Source organism: Kribbella sp. VKM Ac-2571, from assembly GCF_004362255.1.
Classification (GTDB): Bacteria; Actinomycetota; Actinomycetes; order Propionibacteriales; family Kribbellaceae; genus Kribbella; species Kribbella pratensis.
This window is the reverse complement of record NZ_SNWS01000011.1, coordinates 127,794-147,759: the sequence shown is the minus strand read 5'-3', so window position 1 is coordinate 147,759 and position 19,966 is coordinate 127,794. Positions and strand designations below refer to the sequence as shown.

Here is a 19,966-nt window from a genome sequence, read left to right as displayed (position 1 = left end):
CGCGGCACTCGGCACGGCACCTCGCCGCACGGGTGCAAAGGCCACGATGCTCCGCATCGAGACCTTCACCCCCGCACGCCGATGCACCGCACCGAGCACCTGCTCGCGACGGCGTGGGATTGGGAGACATGCCCTAAGGTGCCGACATGGGTGGACTGAGCATCGGGCAGGTCGCGGAGCGGACCGGGTTGAGCGTGCACGCGCTGCGGTTCTACGAGCGTGAGGGCCTGCTGGCAGACCCGGTACGGCGGGAGTCGAACGGGCGGCGCGTCTACACCGAGGACGACGTCGACTGGCTGAACATGTGCATCAAGTTCCGCTCGTCCGGGATGCCGCTCGACACCATCCGTAAGTACACGGACCTGGTCCGGCAGGGGGCCGGCAACGAGGCGGACCGGCTGGCCCTGCTCAAGAGTCATCAGGACCACGTGCGCGCGCAGATCGAGGAACTCAACGAGTGCCTCAACGTGATCACCTGGAAGGTCGACATCTACGAGGAGCATGTGAACGCCGGCACCGCCGACTGTGTGTGGGTGACGCCATCCACACCGACCACACCGACCACACCGACCACACAGACAGCCAGCGAGGCGTCCTGATCACCTGAGCGCCGACTCCATGGCTGCGAGCGTGGACCGCATGTTCGCCGCCAGTTGGTCGAGGCGGCGCTGGATGGACTCGGCTGCGTGGTCCGGATCCTGTACGACGCCCAGACGCATCCCGCTGAGGCCCGGGCCGTGGGTGAACGACTGACGGACGAGGGTCTCGGCGCCGCGGTCCTCCAGCTCGTACTCCCAGTGCGCGAACGGGACCGATTCGTCGCCGTACACGTCCCAGCCGAAGCGCTTGTGCTCCTCGAAGACGGTGACCGTGCAGGTCACGTACGTCTCGAACCCGTCCGGGAATCGGTTCCGCGCCTCGAAGCGGACATCTTTCTCGAGCCACGCGCCGTAGATGCACTCCGGGCTCCACTCGCCGTACCGCTCGATCGCGGTGATGCCGGACCAGACCTCGTGGATCGGCAGCTTGATCAGTACCTCGACGCCGGTGGTCGCACCGGTCACTCCGTAGTCGTTCATGCCCGGTACGTCGTACGCACCTCAGCCGACTCGACATTTACCCGTTCGGGGCGGCTGTAGAGATTCAGATTGCCGTTGCGGATGAAGCCGGCGAGGGTCAGGCCGGACTCGGCGGCGAGGTCGATGGCGAGTGAACTGGGGGCGGAGACCGCGCCGAGGATCGGGATGCCGGCCATCACCGCCTTCTGGGCGAGCTCGAACGAGGTTCGGCCGGAGACGATCAGGATCAGTCCGCGGGCGGGAATCCGCCCGTTGAGCAAGGCCCAGCCGACGACCTTGTCGACCGCGTTGTGGCGGCCGACGTCCTCGCGGACGACGAGCAGTTCGCCGGTCGGCGTGAACAGACCGGCCGCGTGCAGGCCGCCGGTGCGGTCGAAGACCTGCTGCCGGGCGCGGAGTGCGTCGGGGAGGGTCGCGAGTACGTCGTACCTGACGGTGACGTCGTCGGCGGCCGGGGAGTGACGGGTCTTGGTGCGGACCGCGTCGAGGGACGCCTTGCCGCAGACGCCGCAGGACGAGGTGGTGTAGAAGTTGCGCTCGACGCCGGTGACGGGCGCGGGTACGCCGGGCGCGAGGCCGACGTCGAGGACGTTGTAGGTGTTGCGGCCCTCGTCGTCGCGGGAGTCGCAGTACCGCGCGTCACGGATGTCGTCGACGTTTCCGATCACGCCCTCGGTGTGCAGGAAACCGTGTGCGAGTTCGACGTCGTGGCCCGGCGTACGCATTGTCACGGCCAGCGGTTTCCCGTCGACCCGCAACTCGAGCGGCTCCTCGACCGCGATCGAGTCGGGCCGGGAGCGGCTGCCGGCCGGGGTGACTTGCACCACCGGCCGCCGCGCGATCAACCGCCCCATGGACGGGACCCGGGGTCGAGGGGGAGGAGGCGGGCAGCGATGGCTTCGGCGGGGCCAGGAGCTACTACGGCGAGGGCGTCGGCGGTGGCAGGGCCGCGGAGCATGGCGGCGCCGCCGTGGCCGACGGGTACGGCGCCTTGCGCGGTGAGCCGGACCGGGACCAGTCGAGTGCTGGTGGGGTGGCAGGGGATCCCGCCGGGGACTGCGATGTTGGTGAGCTCGGGGAGCGGGAGGCCGCGCATACGGGTGATGGCGGCGACGCCCAGGGTCAGGAACGCGACGAGGGCGGCGAACGGGTTGCCGGGGAGGCCGACTACGAGGCGTCCGTCCGGAAGTTGTGCGAGCGCCTGTGGATGCCCGGGGCGGCAGGCCACTCCGTCGACGATCAGGTCGGCGCCCAGCGTCTTGAGGGCCGGCCGGAGGTGATCGGCTGGTCCGGAGGCGGAAGAGCCGGAGACAAGGACGAGATCGGCTTCGGTTTCCCGCAGCGCGCTCAGCAATTGATCGAGCGAGTCCGGCAGATGCCGCACCGCCGCGATCGGTTTGGCGCCGGAGCGGGTGATGAGGCCGGGGAGCATGGGGCCGATGGCGTCACGGACCCGGCCAGGGGTTGACTGCCCTTGGCGGACCAGTTCGTCGCCGGTGACCAGGGCGGCGACCGTGGGTGGGGAGATGACCGTGAGACGGTTCAGGCCGACGGTTGCCGCGAGGCCGAGAACGGCTGGGTCGATGACAACTCCGGCCGGCAGCAGCTGGTCGCCGGGGCGGCATTCCTCGCCTGCGCGCCGGATGTGCCGCCCGTTCTCGGACGGTCCGTCCAGCCGGTCGCCCGTCACCACAGCGTCTTCCGACCGCACTACGGACGTCGCACCGGCGGGCACCGCCGCACCGGTGACGATCCCGGTCGCCTGACCGTCCGCCAGCTCACCCGGATCCGCGGTCCCGGCCTTCACCTGCCCGGCCACGCACCACGGCCCGGAGCCACGTACGGCGTACCCGTCCATCGCCGCCCGATCCACCGGCGGCACCGCAACCGGCGACACCAGCGGCGTGGCCAGTACGCACCCGTCAGCCTCGTCCAATGCGCGCCGTACGACGGCTCCCGGCCGCGCCACAGCATGAGCCAAGGCCCGAGCCACGTCCCACGGCACCACGTCCCGCCGTGGCCGACGTTCAGTTCTGCGCCCAGGCCCGTCCTCCACAGGCCCACCCTCTCCGACCCGCCCCCGCTTGTCGAACCGATCCCGCACGCCGGACGGTATCCCCGCCTTGGTCGCGTCGGGCTGGGTCATGCGGGGGCCTGGAGCTGCTGGGCGGCGAGCGCTGCGGCCGGGTCGAGGTCGGCGGCTCCGGAGGCGACGTGCGCGATCAGCGCCCGTTTCATCCGGGGGTCCCACACGGCGTTCAGGTGGTTCGCGATCGCGGTGGCGGCGTCCGCGGGCGGACGGTGCGCGAACTGCGCCGCGATCTCGTTCGCCAGCCGCACGTACGACGGTACGCCGCCGCTCATCGATTGCCGCCGGCAACGACAGGCTTCCGGGTGGACTCAGCGGCGACCGGCGCCGGGATCAGGTCGACCTGGACCGCGGTCACCTTGTACTCGGGGCAGTTGGTGGCCCAGTCGGAGTTCTCCGTGGTGACGACGTTCGCGCCGCTCACCGGATGGTGGAACGTGGTGTAGCAGACGCCCACCGGCATCCGGTCCGAGATCGTCGCGCGTAGCTCGGTCCGTCCGACCCGGCTCGACAACGCCACCGTGTCCCCGTCCGTGATGCCGCGCACCTCGGCGTCGTGCGGATGGATCTCCAGCACGTCCTCGGCATGCCACGCGACGTTCGCCGTACGCCGGGTCTGTGCCCCCACGTTGTACTGCGAGAGGATCCGCCCGGTCGTCAGGATCAACGGGAACTTGCGCGTCGACCGTTCGGACGTCGGCACGTACACGGTCTCCATGAACCGGCCCTTGCCGCGGGTGAACTCGTCCTCGTGCATGATCGGCGTACCTTCCGGATGCTCCACATTGCACGGCCACTGGATCGACCCGAGCTCGTCGAGCTTCTGGAACGAGACGCCCATGAACGTCGGCGTCGTCATGGCGATCTCGTCCATGATCTGCGCCGCTGAGTCGTAGCGCATCGGGTATCCCATCGCCTGCGCGATCTCGCAGATGATCTCCCATTCCTGCTTCCCGGTGCGCGGCGCCATGATCGGCCGCACCCGGTTGATCCGCCGTTCCGCGTTCGTGAACGTGCCGTCCTTCTCCAGGAACGATGTCCCGGGCAACAACACGTGCGCGAACTTCGCCGTCTCGTTGACGAACAGGTCCTGGACGACGAGGAACTCCAGCGCACCGAGTGCAGCGAACACGTGCTGCGTGTTCGGGTCGGACTGCGCGATGTCCTCGCCCTGTACGAACAGCGCCTTGAACGAGCCCTCGATCGCGGCGTCGAACATGTTCGGGATCCGCAGCCCGGGCTCGTCGAGGATCGGCGTACCCCACAGTTTCTCGTAGATGTCGCGGACGTCCTCGTTCGACACGTGCCGGTACCCGGGCAGCTCGTGCGGGAACGAACCCATGTCGCACGAGCCCTGCACGTTGTTCTGCCCGCGCATCGGGTTCACCCCGACGCCCGGCCGGCCGATGTTGCCGGTCGCCATCGCGAGGTTCGCCATGCCCATCACCATGGTCGAGCCCTGGCTGTGCTCGGTGACGCCGAGGCCGTAGTAGATCGCGGCGTTCCCGCCGGTCGCGTACAGCCGGGCCGCCTCGCGGATCTTCGCCGCCGGTACGCCGGCGATCTCGGCCACCGCTTCCGGGCTGTGCTGGGGCTGCGCGATGAACTCTTCCCAGGCCTCGAAGTCCTCGCACCGGCTCGCGACGAACTCGCGATCCACCAGTCCCTCGGTGACCACGACATGCGCAAGCGCGTTGATGATCGCGACGTTCGTGCCCGGGCTGAGCTCCAGGTGGTACGCCGCCTCGATGTGCGGCGACCGGACCAGGTCGATCCGGCGCGGGTCGATCACGATCAGCTGCGCGCCCTGCCGGATCCGCTGCTTCATCCGGGAGGCAAAGACCGGGTGCGCGTCGGTCGGGTTGGACCCGATCACCAGGATCACGTCGGACTCGTCGACGGAACGGAAATCCTGCGTTCCGGCCGATTCCCCGAAGGTCTGCTTCAGCCCGTACCCGGTCGGCGAGTGGCAGACCCGCGCACAGGTGTCGACGTTGTTGTTTCCGAAAACTGCGCGGACCATTTTCTGAACCGCGTACACCTCCTCGTTCGTGGTCCGCGACGAGGTGATCGCCCCGATCGAGCCCTGGCCGTGTGCGGCCTGGATCTCCCGGAGCCGGCTCGCGGTGAACGAGATCGCGGCCTCCCAGGAAACTTTCCGCCACGGTTCCGAAATCGTGTTCCGCACCATCGGCTCCAGCACCCGGTCCGGGTGCGACGCGTAGCCGAACGCGAACCGGCCCTTGACGCACGAGTGGCCTTCGTTCGCGCCGCCGTTCTTGTACGGCACCATCCGGACCAGTTCGTCACCGCGGAGCTCCGCCTTGAACGAGCACCCGACACCGCAGTACGCGCAGGTCGTCAGCACCGTCCGGGTCGGCATCCCGAGCTCGACCACCGACTTCTCCTGCAACGTCGCGGTCGGACAGGCCTGCACACAGGCGCCGCAGGACACACAGTCCGACTCGAAGAACGACACCCCGGCACCGGCCGCGACCTTGGAATCGAACCCACGCCCCTCGATCGTCAGCGCCAACGTTCCCTGTACTTCGTCACACGCGCGCACGCACCGCGAGCAGGCGATGCACTTGGACGCCTCGAAGTCGAAGTACGGGTTGGAGGAATCGGTCGGCAGGTCCATGTGGTTGGCGCCGGCCTCCACGCCGGAGCCGTAGCGGACTTCGCGCAGCCCGGTGACGCCGGCCATGTCCTGCAGTTCGCAGTCACCGTTCGCGGAGCAAGTCAGGCAGTCGAGCGGGTGGTCGGAGATGTACAACTCCATCACGCCGCGGCGCAGTTTCCCGAGCCGCTCGTTCTGCGTCCGCACCACCATGCCGTCCCGGCACGGCGTCGTACAGGAAGCCGGCGTACCTTTCACGCCGTCGATCTCGACCACGCACAGCCGGCACGACCCGAACGCCTCCAGGTTGTCGGTCGCGCACAGTTTCGGTACGTCGACGCCCGCCTCCTTCGCCGCCCGCATCACCGACGTACCGGGTGGCACCTTGACGGGAACGCCGTCGACGGTCAGCTCGACCGTTGCCGCACCGGCGCGGGCCGGCGTACCGAAGTCAGGTTCCTTGAGCAAGCTCATTCACGTCCTCGCTTCGCTCCGGGCGCGAATGAGGCGCAAGTGGGGCTGTGTTTGATGATGAACTCGCTTCGCTCGTTCATACGTGGAAGTCCTCTCCGAAATGGCGGACGGCGCTGCGTACTGGCATCGGGGTGAGGCCGCCCATGGCGCAGAGCGAGCCGTCGGTCATGAGTTCGCACAGGTCCTCGAGAACGACCAGATTCTTGGCGCGGTCGGTGCCGGACACGATCCGGTCGACGGTCTCGACGCCGCGGACCGCGCCGACCCGGCACGGCGTGCACTTGCCGCACGACTCGGCGGCGCAGAACTCGAACGCGAACCGCGCCATCGCCGCCATGTCCACGGTCTCGTCGAACACCACGATCCCGCCGTGACCGACCATCGCGCCGGCCGCCGCGAACGCCTCGTAGTCCATCGGCAGGTCGAACTGCTCGACCGGGAGATAGGCGCCGAGCGGACCGCCGACCTGGACCGCCCGCACCGGCCGACCGGACGACGTACCGCCGCCGAAGTCGTTCACCAGTTCGCCGAGCGTGATCCCGAACGCGGTCTCGACGATCCCGCCGCGGGCGACGTTCCCGCCGAGCTGGAAGACGCTGGTGCCTCGTGAGCGTCCGGTGCCGTGCGCTGTGTAGTGTGCGGCCCCGTCCGCGAGGATGATCGGAACCGTTGCCAGGGACAACACGTTGTTGACCACGGTCGGGCGGCCGAAAAGCCCTTCCAGTGCAGGGATCGGAGGCTTCGCACGGACCATGCCGCGCTTGCCCTCCAGGCTCTCGAGCATCGAGGTCTCCTCGCCGCAGATGTACGCACCCGCGCCGACCCGGACGTGCAGGTCGAAGCCGAACCCTGAGCCGAGAATGTCCGGCCCCAACCAGCCTTCGTCGCGCGCTCGCTCGATCGCGTCCCTGAGGGTCGCGACGGCGTCCGGGTACTCCGAGCGCAGATAGACATAGCCCTCCGCGGCGCCGACGGCGTACGCCGCGATCGTCATTCCCTCGATCAGGGTGAACGGGTCGCCCTCGATCAGCATCCGGTCCGCGTACGTGCCGGAGTCGCCCTCGTCCGCGTTGCAGCAGACGAACTTGAGGTCCGCCTCGGCGCCGAGCACCGTCCGCCACTTGATCCCGGTCGGGAACCCGGCCCCACCACGTCCCCGCAGCCCCGAGTCCACGACGGTCTCGACCACCTCGGCCGGCGGCATCGCTAGCGCTGCTAGCAATCCGCGCGTCCCGCCGTGCGCCACGTAGTCCGAGGTCGACAACGGGTCAACCACACCCACTCGCTGAAAGGTCATTCGCTGCTGCCGCTTCATCCACGGCAACTCCTCCACCAGCCCGAGAGAGTCGCCGTCGCCGGACAGCATCCCGGAGGCAATCAGCCCATCCACATCCTCCGGCGCCACAGGCCCGTACCCCACCCGTCCCGCGGCCGTCTCCACTTCCACCAGCGGCTCCAGCCACAACATCCCTCGAGACCCGGTGCGGACGACTTCAACTCCGGCCGCCGACACCGCGATCCGCTCCGCGACCTCGTCCGCTCCGACGGAGCGGGCCGCGGAGTCGCGCGGTACGTACACGCGGGTGACTCCCCGAGTTGGAAGGCCGGACGCCGGTGTTGTCATCGGGCCTCCCCGAGGAGCGCGTTCAGGCGGGTGGTGGTGACCCGCCCGTGGAGTTTGCCGCCGACTTGGACTGCCGGGCCCAGGGCGCAGTTGCCGAAGCAGTAGATCTCTTCGAGGGTGACGCGACCGTCGTACGTCGTCTCGCCGAACCCGCAGCCGATCGTGCGTTGCGCGTACTCGGCGAGTTCGACCGCGCCGACCGAGCGGCACGCTTCCGCCTGACAGATCGCGACGGTCGTGCGGCCCGCCGCCGTACGCCGGAAGTCCTTGTAGAACGTGACGACGCCGTGCACCTCGGCGACCGCGAGGTTCAGTACGTCGGCGATCACCGCGACATCGGGCTGGTCGACGTACCCGAACTCCTCCTGCACCGCGTGCAGGATCGGCATCAACGCACCACGGAGACCGCACAGTTCCTCCGCGATCTCCCGCACTCGCTGGGCCCGCGCGGGAACCGGGACAGGGGCGGCGGCCACGACCTCACTCGTCATGTATACAACATTCCGTCGCCAACCCACCCCGGTCAAAGCAATGCTGCCTATGAGCCGATAGCCATCACCTATCAACTCAGGCTGTGCGCCCCATCGCCGTGCGGATCAGGGTGTTGACGAGGTCGGTGTACGACATGCCTGCCGCGGCCCACATTCGGGGAAACTGTGACGCCGGCGTGAAGTTGGGGAAGGTGTTGATCTCTTTGACGACCGGCTCGCCGTCGCGGGGTACGAAGAAGTCCACCTGGGCCATCCCCGCGCAGCCGAGTGCCTCGAACACGTCGATCGCCGTACGGCGTAGTCGCACCGCGAGTTCGGGATCGATTCGGGCCGGTGCGACGGACCGCGGGCCGTTGCTGTTGTGTTTCGCGGTCGAGTCGAAGAAAGGCTGTTCCGGATCCGCATGGATCTCCAGCGCCGGCGCCGTCTCCACCCGCCCGTCCGGAAACTCCAGCACCGCGAGGTCGATCTCGCGACCCTCCATCTCGCGCTCGACCAGCACCCGCGGACCGAACGCGGTGGCTTCCGCGATCGCGGCCAGCAGCGTCGGCAGGTTCGTCGCGCGGGTCACGCCCGAACTCGAGCCGCCGGCCGCCGGTTTCACGAACAGCGGGAAGTCCAGACCGGCTGCTTTCAGCTTCTGCAACGTCGCTTCGGTGTCGGTCAGTTCAGTGCCGCGCAGCGTTACACCGGGCGTCACCGGGATCCCATGTGCCTTCAGGACTGCCTTGGTCAGGTGCCTGTCCAGTCCGACCGCGCTGGCGGCGATCCCGCTGCCGACGTACGGGATGTGCAGCTGTTCGAGAAAACCCTGCAATCGGCCGCCCTCGCCGTGCAATGCCGGGATCGTGACATCGCACGCCTGCAGGAGCTCGATCGCTTCGTGCTGCCCGTCCAGCCAGTTGCCCTCAGCATCGATCACCAGCGGGATCGCCATGTGGCCCAGCAGTTCGACGGCCTTCAGGATCCCCTTGCCACTGGCCGGCGACACGTCGCGCTCCGGACCCGGCCCACCCATCACCACCGCGACCTTCATACTCGTCATTGTTGTTTCTGGCAACGGTCGGAATCATCGGAGTGCGGGCGGATGTCTGTCTACGACCCTGGTATGACGCACCTCCTCCACAAGAATGAGCGATACTGGAGCGGTGCAAGCCACCGATCATCTGCAGGCGTCCTTGCAGGCCGCGATCGCGCTGGCCAACACCTTCGGGTCAGCCGAGCGGCAGGGGCGCCCGGCGGTTCCCCCGGACGCTGCGGCGGTCGACGCCGTACTGCGCCTGACCACCAACCAACCGCCCGCCGTCGATCCCGCCGACTACGCCGCCGGAGGGAAGACGTTGTACGACGCCCTCGGCAGCCTCCCCGCCGTCGATCGTGCCGTCGAACTGGTGAACGCACTGCTCAAGGAAACCAAGGCCGCGCCGCAGTTGACCCGCGACGGGGGCGCGCCCTGGCACCTGCACTTCGGAAGTCCCGACGACGCGACCGGCTGGCTGGCCGAATTCGCCACCGCCGTGGCGATGCTGCTCGGGAGCGACGAGGGGCAGCGGCTCCGCCGGTGCGAGGCGGGCCGGTGCGACGATTTGTTCCTGGACTCGACGCGGAACGGGAACCAGCGGTTCTGCTCAACCGCCTGTCAGAACCGCGCCAAGGTCGCCGCCCATCGGGCGCGGGTCCGCAACTCCTGAGGCCGTGACCATGGTGGCCTCCGGCGACCAACCGAGCTTGCGGTACAGGTGAAAGCCGTCGGTCGTGGCCATCAACAGCCCGGTCCGTGCGCCGCGCTCGAGCGCTCGCCCGGCCAGGGCGCCCATCACGACGCTGCCGAGTCCCCGCCTCCGGTACGCCGGTTCGGTCTGGATGTCGTGCATGACGGCGTCGTCGCCGACGATCGCCACCATGCCGTGCGCCGCGACGGTGCCGTCCACCAGGACGTTCACGTACTCCAGCGGGCCGTCCGTCTCGATCTCGGCCGTCGCGTGGGGATGCGCGAGGAGGTCGATCGACATCAGCGTCTTCTGTTCTTCGAACGGCCGGGTCCCGGCAGCGGCCAGCCGGCGGGCGATCTCCGCGCCGTGCTGCGTGGTGACGGTCAGCCAGGTGTCCGCGGGCAGGGCACGGGCGAGCCGGTCCACAGTCGTCGGGTCATCGGTGCGGGTGAACAGTTCGCGGTCGCGGCCGGGGAGTCCCAGTACGGCGGCGTACGCGTCGTCGTACTCGATCACCGGCTCCAGGCCGCGGCACAGCCGCCAGCCTTCCAGCCATCGCCTCATCATGGCGCTAGTGTAACTGTCTATTAATAAATAGCCAGTTACTCGGTTCCGAGGACGAAGGTTTGGATCGCGACCACGGCGGCGCCGCGGGCCCACTCGCTGAAGTCGGCCGGCTGCAGGACCATCGGCACTTCGGCGGCCGACGGGTGCCGGTCGGCGTGCAGACCGGCCAGCAGTTCGTCGTGCGCGACCTCCGCCAGCCGGACGCCTTCGCCACCGAGGACGACCAGCTCAGGCATGGTGAAGTTCGCGGACGCCGCGATCAACTGACCCAGCGCGCGACCGGCCCGGCCCACGATCTCGCGCGCCGCGGGATCGCCTTTCGCCGCGAGATCGAGCGCTTCGTCGTACCCGACCTCCCGGCCGATCGCGGCGCCGACCTGACTCGTGACGGCCCTGACGGTCAGCAGGCTGAGCGCACAGCCGCGGTGGCCGCGGTCGCAGCGCGGGCCGTCGGGGAGCAACGGGTGATGGCCGACCAGTCCGAGCGTGACGTCCGGACTGTCGACCACCCGGTTGTGGACGACCAGCCCGTACCCGACACCGGCGCCGATCGTGAGCAGCACGAAGCGGTGCGCGTTCCGCCCGGCGCCGAACCAGTGGGTGGCCTCGACCAGGGAGGTCAGGTCGTTCGCGATCACGATCGGCACGCTCGTGTGCGCGGCGAGCAGCTGTCCGAACGGTACGTCGACCCAGTTCAGGTACGGCGCCCAGCGGACCTCGGTACGGTCCGCGACGCGACCGCCGAGGGAGACGCCGACGCCGGTGATCGCCGTACCTCCCGGAACCTGGACGGTCAGTTCGTCGATGAGCTGGACGACGAGGTCGGAAACCGCGGACGGCGTGGGATCGGTGATCGGGCGCTCGACACTCGCGAGGACGTCCGCGCGCAGCGTCGTGAGTACGCCGATCGCGGAGTCGGCAGTGAGCTTGATCCCGACGAAGTGGTGGGCGTTCGCGTCCAGGTCGAGCGGCTGCGAGGGCCGGCCGACGCGGGCGTCCGTGGGGCCGCCCTCGACCTCGACCAGCAGCCCGGACTCGACCATCGGTTTCGTCAACCGGGTCAGGCTGCCGGGCGACAGGCCGACCCGGCGGGACAATTCGGCGCGCGACAGCGGCCCGTCCAGCAGGATCTCCAACGCCACCTGCCGCGAGGGCCCCGCCAACGGCCGCCACGCACCCATTGCGTCAGACTAGCCTGGGCTCGAGAGGGTGTCCGAGAACCCTCGGAGACGCCGGGACGTGACCCGGTCCGCGGTACTGGCCGCACAAGTCCCGGCGTCAGGCTCATCTCGAATTATGCAGGCGTTTGAGGCAGGTAGCGCCGGGACAACGGTGTCAGATTCTGGTCAGTGTGGAAGCTTGCGCGTATCGATGAGCTGCTGAGCAACGTCGCGCAGTTTGGTGTTGGTGTCCTGCGAGTACCGCTTGAGGATCGCGAACGCCCGGTCGCCGTCCACGTCGAAGCGTTCCATCAGGATTCCCATCGCCTGACCGACCAGCTTCCGCGCGTCGACCGCCTGGGCCATCGTCTCCTCGTGCCGCGCCGAGGCCACCGCCACGGACGCGTGCCGCGCGAGGATGTGCGCGATCGCCTCGTCGTCGGTGCTGAACGCCTCCGGCTCCGAGCTGTACAGCCCGAGGACGCCGACCGTACGTCGCGGCGCGTCACCGGTCGCCAGCGGTACGTCGAGAACGCTGCGGATCCCGAGCGCCGCGACCTTCGTGCTCCACTCGGGCCAGCGGTCGTCGGAGGTCGTGTCGCGGATCAGGACTGTGGTGCGTTCGCGGAGTGCCGTGATCAACGGGCCACTCTCCGCAGCGATCTGCAGTTCGGAGATGTCCGTGACGACCTGATCCGTGACCGCGGCGATCTCGGCCCGCGAACCACGCGTGTAGAGAGCCACGCCGGCGTACGTGCAGTTCACCGCCTGCAAGGCGAACTGCACCACGGCATCGATCGTCTCCTCCACGCCAGGCGCATCGTGCAACTCGATCGCCAGCCGGGCAAACGTATCCGCCGAACGGGCAAGCTCAGGCTCAGTCACTGGAAACTCCAGGGCATGTCACGCAGTAGGGCAAGGTAATAATGCAGCCCAACCGCCCCCCAGCGTTAGCCGTGACCAAAACCCACCACAACGCGCTCCGATCCCACCCCGAGCGTGTCTCACGGCCCTGCAGTTGGCCGCGAGGTGGTGCTGTGCGGATTACAGTGTGCGGCATGGCGGAGTTGGTCGGTCTTCTCAGTGGGCGGACTGACTGGCGACGGGGGTTTGCGGCGCCCATGCGGGCGTTCTTGCGGACAGAGTCGGGTAGTTCGGGCGTGCTCGCGGCCGCGATCGTGCTGGCGTTGGTGTGGGCGAACGTGTCGCCGGGGACGTACGACGAGGTGTGGCGGACGGACCTGTCGATCGGCCTCGGGCACGACGTACTGAGTCTGGATCTGCAGGAGTGGATCAACAGCGGACTGATGACGCTGTTCTTCCTGGTCGTCGGGCTCGAGGCGCGTCGCGAGTTCGATCTCGGGGATCTGCGGGATCGCAGCCGGTTCGTGCTGCCGATGCTGGCCGGCATCGCGGGGATGGTCGCGCCGGTGCTGATCTATCTGGCGTTCAACGTCGGCGGTCCGGGATCGCACGGTTGGGGTGTCGCGATGTCGACCGACACCGCGCTCGCGCTCGGTCTGCTCGCGTTGGTCGGCCGCGGTGTGCCGGATCGCGTGCGGGTGTTCTTGCTGACGGTGTTCGTGGTCGACGATCTGCTCGCGCTGGTGGTGATCGCGGTCGTCTACAGCGAGGACATCAGGGTGATGCCGCTCGTGCTGGCGTTCGTCGCGTTCGTGATCGTGCTGGTGTTGTCGCTGTTCCATGTCCGCAAGGCCTGGGTGTACGCGATCCTCGGCGTCCTCATGTGGGCCGCCCTCCTGAAGAGCGGCGTGGATCCGGTGGTCGCCGGTCTCGCGATCGGGCTGACAGCGCCGGCGTACTCGCCCGGTCGTGAGGAGCTCGAGGAGGCGACCGGCCGGTTCCGGCTGTTCCGCGAGCAACCGACGCCGGAGCTGGCGCGGTCCGCGACCGTCGGTCTGACCACGACGATCTCACCGAACGAGCGCCTGCAGTACCTGTACCATCCGTGGACCAGTTACCTGATCGTCCCGCTGTTCGGGCTCGCGAACGCCGGTGTCACGATCGACGCGGCGTTCCTCGGGCAGGTGTTCAGGTCGCCGATCACGTTGGGCATCCTGCTCGGGTACGTCGTCGGCAAGCCGCTCGCGGTGACGACGGTGTCCTGGTTGCTCGAACGTTTGAGCGGCGGGCGGATCCGGCCGGGGGTCGGCTGGGCCGCGGTCGTCGGCAGCGGGACGATCGCCGGGATCGGGTTCACGGTGTCGTTGCTGATCGCAACGATCGCGTTCGACGGGCCGCAACTGGCCGAGGCGAAGGTCGGGCTGCTCTCCGCGGTGATCGTCGCGTCGGCGCTGACCTGGGCGGTGTTCCGCGCGGCGAAGCTGCTGTCGCCTCCGAAGAAAGCGCTGGCACTGCTAGGAAACTCGGAGCAGTTGGTCGACCTCACCGATCCGGTGGATCCGGAGCGGGACCACATCCGCGGCCCGGAAACGGCGTCGGTGACGCTGGTGGAGTACGGCGACTTCGAATGCCCGTACTGCGGGAGGGCCGAGCCCGTCGTACGGGATCTGCTGCAGGACGACGATCTGCGGTACGTGTGGCGGCACCTGCCGTTGTCCGACGTACACCCGCGCGCTCAGATCGCGGCCGAGGTGGCGGAGGCGGCGGCCGCGCAGGGGGCGTTCTGGGAGATGCACGACCTGTTGCTCGCGAACCAGGACAAGCTCCAGCCGAAGGACCTGATCGGGTACGCGGAACAGCTCGGTCTGGACATCGATCGGCTGCACGACGACGTGAAGCGGCATGTGGCGGCGGCGCGGGTCGCGCAGGACGTGGAGTCGGCGGACACGAGCGGGGTGTCGGGTACGCCGACGTTCTTCGTGAACGGGCAGCGGCATTACGGGGCATACGACGTGGAGACGCTGAAGCAGGCGATCAAGGTGGCACGGGCGCGGGCGAAGATCACCGCGCGGCATAGCTGAAGACGGATGGCGGAATCTTGTTGTACTAGGGCATTTCTGCCACTGTTGCCGGGTTGCCGGATCCTCGACGCTTGGCTGCATGACGAACTCCATGACCAACTCCATGACCGACCCCACGACCAGGCAGATCGACCAGGCTGCCGTCGCGCACTTCGCCGGACGGCTGGCGTACGAGACGGACGTGTCCGATGTCGCCGCCGACATCGGGGCCGGGGTGACCGGGTGGGTTCTGATCGACAGCCGTAGTCAGGAGAGTTGGGACCAGGGGCACGTGCCGGGAGCCGTGCACCTGCCGACGCGGGAGATCGCGGCGCGGGCGGGGAGCGTCGTACCGGACGACGTCGCGGTCGTGACGTACTGCTGGGGGCCAGGGTGCAACGGTGCGACGCGGGCGGCTCTGGAGTTCGCCAAGCTCGGGTACCCGGTGAAAGAGATGATCGGCGGGTTCGAGTACTGGGTCCGTGAAGGGCTGCCGGTGGAGACGGCCGACGGCATCGAGCGGCGCCTCGCCGACCCGCTGACCGCGCCGCGCGGGGTGGCGTGCGCGTGCTGAAATCCCTGTGAGTGTTGAGGTTTAACACAGATCGAACTCGCTGTGGTGAAACACTGACTCTCCGTGCGTTACGCTCGTTGCAGCGCCGATGCGAGGAGACAATGTGAGCGATCAGCCGAGGTACGACGGTGGGCTGATCGCGCACGGGATCGACACCACGCGCCCGAGCGTCGCCCGCGTCTACGACTACGCCCTCGGCGGCAAGGACAACTACGAGTCCGACCGCGAGCTGTACCGGCAGATCATGAAGATCGCGCCGGAGACGCCTGTGTGGGCGCGGGCGAACCGCCGCTGGCTCCACCAGGTGGTCACCTGGCTGGCCGAGGAGGGCGGCGTACGGCGGTTCGTCGACGCCGGATCCGGCTTGCCGACCGCCGAGAACACGCACCAGATCGCCCAGAAGGTGAGCCCGGACGCGTCGGTGCTGTACATCGACAACGACCCGTCCGTGGTCGCCCACGGACGGGCGCTCCTGCTGGACAACGACCGGACACAGTTCACCGCGGCGGACCTCACCAAGCCTGACGAGGTGCTGGCGGACCCGGCGGTCGCGGGGATGCTGGCCGACGGTCAGCCGGTTGCGCTGGTGATGGCGCTGATGCTGCACCACATCGCCGACTACGACGAGACGCTGGCGATCGCCGGCCGGTACGTCGACGCGCTGCCGCCGGGCTCCTATCTGGCGATCACGCACGCGTGCAACCCGGGCGACGGCGGTCCGGTCGACGTACTCGTGACCGAGCTCCTCGAGAAGGTCAAGGACGCCTTCCCGACCTTGGCGTTCCGTTCGGTCGAGCAGATCTCGTCCCTGTTCCACGGGCTGGAGATCCTCGATCCGGGGGTCGTCCGGCTGGCCGATTGGCATGTTCCGGGCGGCCGCGTCGAGGAGGACCCGCCGGTCGACATCCGCGACGCCATCTACGGCGGCCTCGCGCACAAGCCTTAGGTCCTAGCTCAGGCCCGCCAGGTAGTCGGCATTCCCGCGGATCGCGGCCTCGTAACGCTTGATCTCGGCGGAGTCGACCTTGTCGGCGATCACCAGCAGGAGCGTCGCGAGCGCCTTGTCCTTCGCCCCGGCGGCGTGCAGGGTCAGCGCCTTGAAGACCCGCAGCGAGTCCGACTCGGGGAACTCCGCGCACGCGCCCTTGAACACCGCGAGCGACTCGTCGAAGCGTTCGAGGTTGCGCAGCGTGCTGCCGTACTGCAGCAGGCACTTGCGGCGGGTCTCCCCGGTCAGTCCGGGCAGCGCGCGCTCGTAGTACCTGACGGCTGTCTCCTCGTCGCCGGCGGTGTCGTACGACCCGCCGACCTCGTACAGCACGTACGGATTGTCCGGATGCTCGGTCAGCAGCTTCTCGAAGAAGGCGATCGTCGGGCCCATGTTCGCCCGGTCGCGCCGCGCGAACGCCTCGTCGATCGTCGCCGCCAGTTCCGGCGTCAGCTCAGTCGTCACAGTTCCATCATGCCGCGCCGTCATGAAGCGTCGGTCCGGCGGGCCTGCCACGGCCACGACCCGGAGATCTCCACTTCGAGCGCGAAACTGAGCACGGTCCGGATCACCACGATCAGGCCCAGCACCAGCACACTCTGCACCGACGTCTCGACGATGATCGTCCGGATGATGTCCCCGACGATCAGGATCTCCAGCCCGAGCAGGATCACCCGCCCGAGATTCACCCGCAGCTGCTGGTAGCTCCCGGTGCCCTTGCGGACGACGTCGTAGCAGTACCGCATCAGGACGACGGCGAGTCCGATCGCCATGATGACCACGCCGGCGCCCTCGATCGTCCGGGCGACGCCGGCGAAGACCCGCTCGAAGTCCATCCCTCACAGTTACCAGTCAGGCAGCGGACTCGTTGGTCGGCTCGCCGGGGCGGATGTTCTGGTTGAGATGGAACACGTTGGCCGGGTCGTACGCCGTCTTCAGCGCGACCAGGCGGTCCAGTGTCGCGGGCGGGAACGCCCGGTGGATCGGGTCGTCGTTCAGCGTGTTCACGTAGGCCCCGCTCGCGTACGGCGCCAGCGCCGCAGCGTACCCGCGCAGCCGGCCGATCCGCTCCTCGTCCTCGACCGGGTTCTCCCAGCGTGTCGCGGTGACGAACTCGAACAACGTGTCCCGGTGACTGAATGCAGCGTTTTCCGTGGGGACGTCGGCAATCGCGCCGCCGTACGCCTGCAGGCTCGCCGAGACCCCCGGGTTGTCCAGCAACGCGCGGATCGCCGCGTCCGGCAGCGACTTGAAGTAGTGACCCTTCCAGTACCGCCGAAAACGGTGTCCTTGGACGTTGTCGTCGCGCGTCTGCAGCTTCAGGTACGTCGTCTCCTCGACCAGCTCGTCGCTCACCGGCCCGAGCGCGCGGAACGCCGGCAGCAGTTCGTGCCCACCCTCGCCGACCCACACGTACCCGACCGTCACCGACTCGGCCGTGATGTTGGCGGTGAACGTCGCCTCTCGCGGCGCTTCGGCGTTCAACTCCCGCCACCCGCGCAGTACGTCGAATCCCGCCGACACCGGGTAGCTGAACTCGACGATCAGCGCCCGCGTCCCGACCTGGTGCAGCTGGAACTCGAACGACGTCACGATCCCGAAGTTGCCGCCGCCGCCACGCAGCCCCCAGAACAGCTCGGGGTTCTCGTCCGCACTCGCCCGTACGACGTCACCGTCTGCCGTCACGACCTCGTACGAGCTGACGTTGTCGCAGGCCAGTCCGAACCGCCGCGCCAGCCAACCCATCCCGCCGCCGAGTGTCAGCCCGCCGACCCCGGTGTGCGACACGTTCCCGGCCGTCGTCGCCAGCCCGTACTGCTGCGCCGCGTTGTCCAGCTCGCCCAGCAGCGCGCCGCCCTGGACCCAGGCCCGCTTGGCGGCAGGATCCACGCGGACCGTGTTCATCGGCGTGAGGTCGATCATCAGCCCGCCGTCCGGGACGGCGAGACCGGCGATGTTGTGCCCGCCGCAGCGGACCGCGATCTCCAGACCGGCCGCGCGCCCGAACCGAACCGCCTCGGCGACGTCCGCGGTCGAAGCGCAGCGCGCGATCACGGCGGGGCGGCGGTCGATCATCGCGTTCCAGACGGTGCGGGCCTCGTCGTACCCGGCGTCTCCGGTGCGCAGCATTACGGTCATCGGTCTCAGCTCCCTGGATGAGTTGGTCTGTCCACAACCCTGACAGCGGAGCGGTCCGCCGATAAGGTCCAGTTCTGTGAGCCGAATGAGGACCAGTTCCGGGGCCGGCGAGCTCCTAGTCGAGCTGCAGCGCGACAGCGGCGTCCCACTGCACCAGCAGCTCGAGAGCGGGATCCGGACCAGGATCCGGGCCGGCCTCCTGCGCGCCGAGACCGTGATGCCGTCGACGCGCGCCCTCGCGCACGACCTCGGCCTGTCCCGCGGGGTGGTCGTCGAGGCGTACCAGCAGCTCGTCGCCGAGGGGTACCTGATCAGCCGCGCCGGCGGATACACGCAGGTCGCCGACATCGCCGTGACCGAGGCGGCGACCGCTCTGAAGCCCGGCGCAGGTCCGCCGCGGATCGACTTCCGTTACAGCCGCCCGGACGTCTCCCAGTTCCCGCGCGCCGCGTGGCTCCGATCGGTACGGCGAGTGCTCAACGAGACGCCGTACCGCAGCCTGGCCTACATCGACGGACGCGGAACGATCGAACTCCGCACGGCGCTGTCCGACTATCTCAACCGGGTCCGCGGTACGGCGGCGCGCCCGGAGAACATGCTGATCTGCAACGGGTTCGCGCAGGGCTCACGGTTGCTCCTGCAGGTGCTGGCCGCCCACGGACGCCGGCGACTCGCGGTCGAGGACCCGTCCGACAACGATTTGCGGGAGGTCGCCCAGGCGGCCGGGCTCGAGGTGGTCGGCGTACCGATGCTGGAGACGGGCATCGACGTCAACGCGTTGGAGCGGTCGGGTGCGGACGTCGTACTCGTGACGGCTGCGCATCAGTTCCCCACCGGAGCGGTGGCGTCGGCGGAAACGCGGGCCGCGCTGCTCGCGTGGGGCGGGCTGGTGATCGAGGACGACTACGACGCGGAGTACCGCTACGACCGGGAGCCGATCGGCGCGATGCAGGGGCTTGCGCCCGACCGCGTCGCGTACGCCGGGACCGCGAGCAAGACGCTGGCACCCGGGTTGCGGCTGGGGTGGCTGATCCTGCCGTCGTGGCTGGTCGAGCCGATGACGCAGGCGAAGCTGATGGACGATCGCGGGTCGCCGGTGCTCGACCAACTGGCGTTCGCCGACTTCGTGGCGCGGGGCGAGTTCGACCGGCATCTACGGCGAATGCGGCCGCGGTACCGGACGCTGCGGGACACGCTGGTCGAGCAGCTGGCGGCGCGGCTGCCGGAGCTCGAGCCGGTCGGCGTCTCGGCCGGACTGCACGTGATGACGTGGCTGCCGCCCGACCTCGGCGAGGACGCGTTGCGCGACGCGGCCCTGCAGCGCGGGCTCGGCGTGTACGGGCTGGCGCCGTACTGGGTGTCGGGAGACGGGCCCGCCGGGCTGGTGTTCGGGTACGGGTCGCTCTCCCAGAAGGAAGTTGTCGAGGGCATCGAGTTGCTCGCGGACGTGGTCGCGACGATCCGCCGCCGATGAATAATTATCCACTTCGTTGCAATTCGATCCGGACGGTTCTAGTCTTGGCGA

20 protein-coding genes are annotated in these 19,966 nt (G+C 68.8%); 6 read left to right on the top strand and 14 right to left on the bottom strand.

The genetic code is table 11. The annotated features are described in order from the left end of the window. The first annotated feature begins 146 nt into the window (after positions 1-146). A complete protein-coding gene (locus EV651_RS24240; RefSeq protein ID WP_133787538.1) occupies positions 147-599 on the top strand; it encodes a MerR family transcriptional regulator in 453 nt (150 codons plus the stop codon). On the opposite strand, the gene EV651_RS24235 is transcribed toward EV651_RS24240, so the two are convergent. From EV651_RS24235 to EV651_RS24200, 8 genes are all read right to left on the bottom strand, one after another. Beyond that, entirely contained in the window at positions 600-1,079 is a 480-nt protein-coding gene (locus EV651_RS24235) for an SRPBCC family protein (protein ID WP_133787537.1), read from the bottom strand. Continuing rightward, complete coding sequence (gene fdhD, locus EV651_RS24230) at positions 1,076-1,933, bottom strand: formate dehydrogenase accessory sulfurtransferase FdhD (RefSeq protein ID WP_133787536.1); 858 nt, start codon at positions 1,931-1,933, stop codon at positions 1,076-1,078. Before fdhD ends, EV651_RS24235 begins: the two co-directional genes overlap by 4 nt. Next, a complete protein-coding gene (locus EV651_RS24225; RefSeq protein ID WP_133787535.1) occupies positions 1,921-3,225 on the bottom strand; it encodes a molybdopterin molybdotransferase MoeA in 1,305 nt (434 codons plus the stop codon). Before EV651_RS24225 ends, fdhD begins: the two co-directional genes overlap by 13 nt. Continuing rightward, positions 3,222-3,443 carry a formate dehydrogenase subunit delta gene (locus tag EV651_RS24220; protein WP_133787534.1) on the bottom strand — a complete coding sequence of 74 codons (222 nt, stop codon included), beginning with the start codon at positions 3,441-3,443 and terminating at the stop codon, positions 3,222-3,224. The genes EV651_RS24225 and EV651_RS24220 overlap by 4 nt, the downstream gene beginning before the upstream one ends. Continuing rightward, on the bottom strand, positions 3,440-6,262 hold the full coding sequence (fdhF, locus tag EV651_RS24215; protein WP_133787533.1) for a formate dehydrogenase subunit alpha: 2,823 nt from the start codon (positions 6,260-6,262) through the stop codon (positions 3,440-3,442). The genes EV651_RS24220 and fdhF overlap by 4 nt, the downstream gene beginning before the upstream one ends. A 76-nt stretch (positions 6,263-6,338) precedes the next feature. Further along, positions 6,339-7,886 (bottom strand): NADH-quinone oxidoreductase subunit NuoF, encoded by a 1,548-nt coding sequence (locus EV651_RS24210; protein ID WP_133787532.1) that lies wholly within the window; start codon positions 7,884-7,886, stop codon positions 6,339-6,341. Continuing rightward, entirely contained in the window at positions 7,883-8,377 is a 495-nt protein-coding gene (locus tag EV651_RS24205) for an NAD(P)H-dependent oxidoreductase subunit E (protein ID WP_166658751.1), read from the bottom strand. The genes EV651_RS24210 and EV651_RS24205 overlap by 4 nt, the downstream gene beginning before the upstream one ends. Positions 8,378-8,453: 76 nt before the next feature. Next, on the bottom strand, positions 8,454-9,413 hold the full coding sequence (locus EV651_RS24200; RefSeq protein ID WP_166658750.1) for a D-alanine--D-alanine ligase family protein: 960 nt from the start codon (positions 9,411-9,413) through the stop codon (positions 8,454-8,456). Between the two features lie 112 nt (positions 9,414-9,525). Here EV651_RS24200 and EV651_RS24195 point away from each other — a divergent pair, with 112 nt between their 5' ends. Beyond that, a complete protein-coding gene (locus tag EV651_RS24195; protein WP_166658749.1) occupies positions 9,526-10,068 on the top strand; it encodes a CGNR zinc finger domain-containing protein in 543 nt (180 codons plus the stop codon). Here EV651_RS24195 and EV651_RS24190 read toward each other — a convergent pair. The 3 genes from EV651_RS24190 to EV651_RS24180 form a co-directional block, all read right to left on the bottom strand. Continuing rightward, the gene (locus EV651_RS24190) at positions 10,006-10,656 is read right to left on the bottom strand and encodes a GNAT family N-acetyltransferase (RefSeq protein WP_133787529.1); all 651 of its coding nucleotides are present in this window, start codon (positions 10,654-10,656) and stop codon (positions 10,006-10,008) included. The two genes, EV651_RS24195 and EV651_RS24190, sit on opposite strands and share 63 nt — an antisense overlap. 35 nt (positions 10,657-10,691) lie before the next feature. Beyond that, on the bottom strand, positions 10,692-11,837 hold the full coding sequence (locus EV651_RS24185; protein WP_133787528.1) for an ROK family transcriptional regulator: 1,146 nt from the start codon (positions 11,835-11,837) through the stop codon (positions 10,692-10,694). Positions 11,838-12,002: 165 nt separating this feature from the next. Next, a complete protein-coding gene (locus tag EV651_RS24180) occupies positions 12,003-12,701 on the bottom strand; it encodes a GAF and ANTAR domain-containing protein (RefSeq protein WP_133787527.1) in 699 nt (232 codons plus the stop codon). Between the two features lie 173 nt (positions 12,702-12,874). Between EV651_RS24180 and nhaA the strand changes: the two genes are divergently transcribed. From nhaA to EV651_RS24165, 3 genes are all read left to right on the top strand, one after another. Beyond that, entirely contained in the window at positions 12,875-14,761 is a 1,887-nt protein-coding gene (nhaA, locus tag EV651_RS24175) for a Na+/H+ antiporter NhaA (protein WP_133787526.1), read from the top strand. A gap of 79 nt (positions 14,762-14,840) precedes the next feature. Further along, positions 14,841-15,314, top strand: a complete 474-nt coding sequence (locus EV651_RS24170) for a rhodanese-like domain-containing protein (protein WP_238157155.1) — start codon at positions 14,841-14,843, stop codon at positions 15,312-15,314. 103 nt (positions 15,315-15,417) lie between these two features. Then, positions 15,418-16,260 carry an SAM-dependent methyltransferase gene (locus tag EV651_RS24165; protein WP_166658748.1) on the top strand — a complete coding sequence of 281 codons (843 nt, stop codon included), beginning with the start codon at positions 15,418-15,420 and terminating at the stop codon, positions 16,258-16,260. Positions 16,261-16,263: 3 nt separating this feature from the next. Here EV651_RS24165 and EV651_RS24160 read toward each other — a convergent pair whose 3' ends face one another. The 3 genes from EV651_RS24160 to EV651_RS24150 are packed head-to-tail and all read right to left on the bottom strand — an operon-like array spanning position 16,264 to position 18,441. Next, entirely contained in the window at positions 16,264-16,767 is a 504-nt protein-coding gene (locus tag EV651_RS24160) for a tetratricopeptide repeat protein (protein WP_238157154.1), read from the bottom strand. A gap of 20 nt (positions 16,768-16,787) precedes the next feature. Beyond that, complete coding sequence (locus EV651_RS24155) at positions 16,788-17,138, bottom strand: DUF1622 domain-containing protein (RefSeq protein WP_133787523.1); 351 nt, start codon at positions 17,136-17,138, stop codon at positions 16,788-16,790. Positions 17,139-17,154: 16 nt separating this feature from the next. Next, positions 17,155-18,441, bottom strand: coding sequence for an FAD-binding oxidoreductase (locus EV651_RS24150; protein ID WP_133787522.1), 1,287 nt, complete (start codon positions 18,439-18,441; stop codon positions 17,155-17,157). 85 nt (positions 18,442-18,526) lie between these two features. On the opposite strand from EV651_RS24150, the gene EV651_RS24145 reads away from it, so the two are divergent. Beyond that, positions 18,527-19,915, top strand: coding sequence for a PLP-dependent aminotransferase family protein (locus tag EV651_RS24145; RefSeq protein ID WP_238157153.1), 1,389 nt, complete (start codon positions 18,527-18,529; stop codon positions 19,913-19,915). Positions 19,916-19,966: the final 51 nt, after the last annotated feature.